Origin of the sequence: uncultured Campylobacter sp., assembly GCF_938045625.1 — a bacterium.
Taxonomy (GTDB): domain Bacteria; phylum Campylobacterota; class Campylobacteria; order Campylobacterales; family Campylobacteraceae; genus Campylobacter_A.
In genome coordinates, this window is sequence record NZ_CALIAV010000080.1 from 1 (window position 1) to 4,761 (window position 4,761).

At 46.2% G+C, this 4,761-nt stretch carries 6 protein-coding genes; 5 read left to right on the plus strand and 1 reads right to left on the minus strand.

The window, feature by feature from the left end:
• On the minus strand, nt 1–492 hold a 492-nt coding region (gene queC / locus Q0386_RS07760), incomplete at its 3' end, for a 7-cyano-7-deazaguanine synthase QueC (RefSeq protein ID WP_299029414.1).
• Between the two features lie 24 nt (nt 493–516).
• Between queC and ybeY the strand changes: the two genes are divergently transcribed.
• From ybeY to Q0386_RS07785, 5 genes are all read left to right on the plus strand, one after another.
• Nucleotides 517–933: an rRNA maturation RNase YbeY gene (gene ybeY, locus Q0386_RS07765; protein ID WP_299029419.1), complete on the plus strand. Its 417-nt coding sequence runs from the start codon at nt 517–519 to the stop codon at nt 931–933.
• Nucleotides 923–1,501, plus strand: a complete 579-nt coding sequence (locus tag Q0386_RS07770) for a hypothetical protein (RefSeq protein WP_299029422.1) — start codon at nt 923–925, stop codon at nt 1,499–1,501. The genes ybeY and Q0386_RS07770 overlap by 11 nt, the downstream gene beginning before the upstream one ends.
• 511 nt (nt 1,502–2,012) lie before the next feature.
• Nucleotides 2,013–3,104, plus strand: a complete 1,092-nt coding sequence (locus Q0386_RS07775; RefSeq protein ID WP_299029424.1) for a metallophosphoesterase — start codon at nt 2,013–2,015, stop codon at nt 3,102–3,104.
• Nucleotides 3,101–3,901, plus strand: coding sequence for a phosphatidylserine decarboxylase (locus Q0386_RS07780; RefSeq protein ID WP_299029427.1), 801 nt, complete (start codon nt 3,101–3,103; stop codon nt 3,899–3,901). Before Q0386_RS07775 ends, Q0386_RS07780 begins: the two co-directional genes overlap by 4 nt.
• A 9-nt stretch (nt 3,902–3,910) precedes the next feature.
• Complete coding sequence (locus Q0386_RS07785) at nt 3,911–4,273, plus strand: hypothetical protein (protein ID WP_299029430.1); 363 nt, start codon at nt 3,911–3,913, stop codon at nt 4,271–4,273.
• The last annotated feature ends 488 nt before the right edge of the window (nt 4,274–4,761 follow it).

Sequence of the window (4,761 nt, forward strand, 5' to 3'; positions counted from 1 at the left end):
GCTATCTGATGTGCCTAAATTTATAGCTTCGTTCATTCTTTTTATGAAGCTCTCTTTGCAGTCTGGGTATCCTGAGCTATCTTCTTCTACGACTCCGATATAGATAGCTTGTGCATTTTCTTTTTCAGCAAGGGCAGCAGCGACTGAGATAAAAATGCCATTTCGAAAAGGCACGTAAGTATTTGGCACATCTTTTTCTACCCCATCTTTTCTTATTTTCATGCTGGTATCTGTTAACGAATTTCCACCGATTTGTGCTATAAAGCTAACATCAAGGCTAAGCTTTTTAGCAACCCCTAGTCGCTCACATATCTCATCAAACGCACGTTTCTCGCGCCTCATCGTCCTTTGTCCATAGTCAAAATGAAGCGCTACGATATCATATCCAGCCTTTTTTGCCATTACAGCACAAAGCGTGCTATCCATACCGCCGCTCATTATACAAACTGCTTTTTTCATATTTTGCCCTTTAAATTTGCTAAAATTATACAAAAATTTACTAAGGACAAGCCAAAAATGATACTTTGCGAGGACGATTATCCGAGGATTTTGGATCAAATTTGCGACTATTTGACCGCGGGCGAGGTGGAGCTAAGCTTCGTGGGTGCCGAGGAGATGAAGGAGATAAACGTCCGCCAGCGCGGCATCTACGAGACTACGGACGTGCTGAGCTTCCCGCTTGAGATGCAGCTGCACGCGCCGCTTGGCTGTATCGTGATAAACACCGAGCTAGTCGCTGCCAAAGCCGCCGAGCTAGGCCACTGCGAGGATGACGAGACGGCGCTGCTTTTCACGCATGGGCTGCTTCACGTGCTAGGCTACGATCACGAAAATGATGCGGGCGAGATGAGGGCCAAAGAGTGCGAAGTGATCGATAAATTTAGCTTGCCAAAAAGCCTCATTGTGCGAACGCAGGATGCGGGTGATGAGTGAGCCGAATTTGACGCGCAAGGTGCTGGATGACGAGCTGGCGGATCTGCCCGAAAATGTCAAGCTCGACGAGGGCGAGGTGGTGCTATATAAATATTTATGCTCTATTAGATTTTTTTGCGTGTTGAAGATCATCGTTTGCGCCTTATTTATATGGCCTCCATGCGCTTTATTTTTAGAGCTCGGAGTATTTATGAAAATATGTTGCGTAATTTTTATTATCGCTTTGTTGGTGGCAATATATTACGAGATTATGAACTTTATCCACGAGGGATTTTACGTGACAAATAAGCATTTGATCACTTATAACGGTAGAAAAATAAATTTGAATGATATATGGTTTTTAAGAAGTAGTTTTCCTCCTTCATACTCCATTAGCTTTCATGAAAATAAAAGTAAATTTTTGCAAGACTGTTCATGGTCTAATAAAAGCGATGACTTGGACGGCTTTTTGATGGCTTTATACGAGGTTTCGGGCAATAGATATATTTTACAGTTCGGTTCTGAAAAAATTAATGCAAACGCTTTAAAATCTAACGGTGTGACATTTATAAAATTAATTCAGGAGTAGCCGAATTTGGCTCCTTTTGTGTCAAATTTACAAACTAAATTCGCTTCGGACGGTAAAATTCGACGTTCGTCTCGTCGCAAATTTTATAAAGCTAAGTCGCATAAATTTTATCTCAAAACGCATCCCGAAAAGCCGTAAATTTATCGCCGAAATGCTCAAATTTGCAAAATAAAGAGCAAGCGTAGTCAAAACCAAAGCAACGAAAAGTTAAATCTAACGGAATAAATCGCTTTTCGTGCGCGTCGCCTTCGCCTCGTAAAACCGCCGCCGGTACGCGCTCATCATCGCTTAAATCATAGAGCGAATTTGTCGCTTATACGCGCCGCATAACTTAAACAAATATTTGGCTGCGCATTTCGCTGTGCCCGAAACATCAGCCTTTAAAATCTAAAATCGCCTGCCGCTGTGCTCAAATTTCCTTAAATTTGCCGCGCGCAGTGGTTAGATATTTAATAATTTTGGCTAAATTTACGAAATGTTTTATGTTCTATCATCTTTAATCATCATTTTTATGAATTACGTTTCGTACCGCGGGCTTTTTGCAGATGCCGCGCTCAGGCCGATTGCCGCGCATAAAAGGGCGCTTGGGCTGTTTTTCCTGACGCTTGCCATCGGCGGCGTCGCGCTGGCTTTTTCGCTGCGGTTTAACTTTTTGGGTCCGAGCCTTCGCATCGCCTGTTCGCTGATGCTGGCACTGACGTTTATCATCTTTTCGTTCGTGCTTTTTACGAACGTCGTTGCGCTCACGGTTCGTCCCGTAACCAAGCGCGCGTTTAGCGAGAGTAGGCGTAAATTTTTGCGTCTTTACCTCGACGTTACGATACTTATTTTGGCGTTTAGCTACTTTTTTAGGGGTATATTTAATGCCGTAAAATTGCCCGAAGTAAAAGTGCAGGATATCGAGCTAAAGGGGCTAAATGGCGAGCTAAAAATCGCGGTTTTAACGGATATTCATCTGGGCGATTTTTTGGGGGCGGACTTTGCGCGGGCGGTAACTAGGCGCGTAAACGAGCTTCGTGCCGACGCGGTCGCGATCGTGGGCGATATCGCGGATCTGCCGCCGCACCGTTTGGCTGAGTTTATCGCGCCATTTAACGAGCTAAAGAGCAAATACGGCACCTTTTACGTGCCGGGTAATCACGAGTACTATAACGGTATCGAGGGCACGCTAAAAGTGATCCGCGAGACGACGAATTTTAAAATTTTAGGCAACGAAAATGCGCGCGTGGGCGGGGTAAATTTAGCCGGCGTTTATGATATCATCGGCTTTAGATTTAAAGCGTATGGGCCAGATCTAGTCGCCGCTCTAGGCGGTCGCGACGTAAATTTGCCTACTGTTTTGCTCGCTCATCAGCCTAAGTTTTTAAAATACATGGACGAAAACGCGCCCGTGGATCTGGTCGTGAGCGGACACACGCACGGCGGACAGATTTTCCCGTTTTCGCTGCTAGTAAAGCTCGATCAAAAATACGTCGCCGGGCTATACCGCGCGAACAAAAAAACGCAAATTTACGTTAGCCGCGGAGCTGGATTTTGGGGGCCGCCGGTGCGCGTGATGGCGCCTAGCGAGATTTCGTTATTAAGACTAAAAGGAGAGGTATGAGGGGAGTTATTTCTAGGATATTCGGGTTTGTAGCGGCGGTTAAATTTCCGAGATTTTTGCAAACATTTATCAACGAAAAATACGTAAGCGGCTTTAAAATCGACATGGGCGAGTTTAAAGAGCCAAAGGAGTACGAGAGCCTCACGGCGCTTTTTACCCGCGAGCTACAGCGTCCGCGAAATTTTGACGTTTCGCCGCAGGCTTTCATCAGCCCTAGCGACGGTACGTGCCTAGAGCGCGGAGCGAGCAAGGAGCTAAAGGCGATCAGCGTCAAGGGGCATGAGTACGGTATCGCAGAGCTTCTTGGAGACAGTATGGACCGCAGTGAGCGGGACGCCGAGCTAGAGTATGTAAATATCTACCTCAGCCCGCGCGACTATCACCGCTACCACGCGCCTTGCGATATGAGGATATTATCCGCGCTATACGTGCCTGGCGAGCTATATAGCGTGGCCGTCAGCGCGCTGCTAAAGGTGCCAAATCTTTACGCTAAAAACGAGCGCGTGGTGCTAAAATGCGAGCTTGCAAGCGGCAAAAAGATGTGGCTGGTTTTTGTCGGCGCGCTAAACGTGGGCAAGATGAAATTTGACTTTGACGCGCGCATACAGACTAACGCCTGCGCCGGAAACGTCGCGCTCTACGAATACGAAAATTTAAGTGCAAAAAAGGGCGAGCAGCTGGGGATGTTTGAGCTGGGCTCGACGATCCTCATCCTTAGCGAGCAGGGCGCGGTCAAATTTGATCTAGCGGCCGAGCAAAAGCTAAAATACGGCGACAAAATAGGAACTATCAACTAAGGAGGCGCAATGGGAACGCAGCTAGTCGAACAAAACGAGCTAAAAGAGACGCTAGAACTAAAAGAGCGCATCGAAAACAACACCGTCGTCGAGCTCTGGGAAAACAGCGAGGACTACGAGCGCCTGGCCAACGCGACGCGCAAGACCATGCGTTATATCAACGACGAGCAGATAAAGAGCTTTGCCGATGCGCTAAATCAAACGAACGAAAAGATCTTAAATTTGACCTTTGAGGGCGTGAAAAAGCATCACGAAAAGAAATTTGAGCAGATCAGAAAAAAGCAAAAACTCTACGTCGCTTCAGCTTTTGCCGTCGGCGTTGTAGTCGGCGCTCTTTGCGTCTGGGCGGCTTTTAGGATCTTTGCAGGCTAGATTTTACGCTCGGCCGTTTGCAATGCTTGCGTGCTGGGGGGGTATTTTGCTCGGTTTTTGCCTAGGCAAATTTGACTTTTAAATCACGCGATTGCTTGCGGCTTGGGCGTGAGGGCTTAAATTTGACGTTTTGATTTTTGGGTTTGCTTGGGTGTTTTGCTTTAAATTTGAGCACGGCAGCTTTTGAAATTTGCGTATAGCTGCGGGTTTGGCTCAAATTTGATTTCGGGCAGGGGCTGTAAATTTGTTCTTTTTTCTGCGGCGACTATCAAGCTCGCCTTGACCTTTTATGCGGCAGATTGAACCGTTTTTTATTTATAAAATGCGTTATAAGTTTATAAAATTTGCATCTCAAATTTAGCCGCCGACTTACGTATCTGTGCAAAAAGCTAAATTTTGATTTTTCTTGTGGCGTGGCGGATTATTTGCTGCGTGTTTTTGTTTTGCGAGCTTTGCCAGCGCATGAGCAGCTCTTTTGCGGCAGCAAA

Bases quoted from the DNA above. Each gene is read 5' to 3' on its own strand.
- Q0386_RS07785 (WP_299029430.1), top strand. From the start codon at position 3,911: ATGGGAACGCAGCTAGTCGAACAAAACGAGCTAAAAGAGACGCTAGAA.
- Q0386_RS07780 (WP_299029427.1), top strand. From the start codon at position 3,101: ATGAGGGGAGTTATTTCTAGGATATTCGGGTTTGTAGCGGCGGTTAAA.
- ybeY (WP_299029419.1), top strand. From the start codon at position 517: ATGATACTTTGCGAGGACGATTATCCGAGGATTTTGGATCAAATTTGC.
- Q0386_RS07775 (WP_299029424.1), top strand. From the start codon at position 2,013: ATGAATTACGTTTCGTACCGCGGGCTTTTTGCAGATGCCGCGCTCAGG.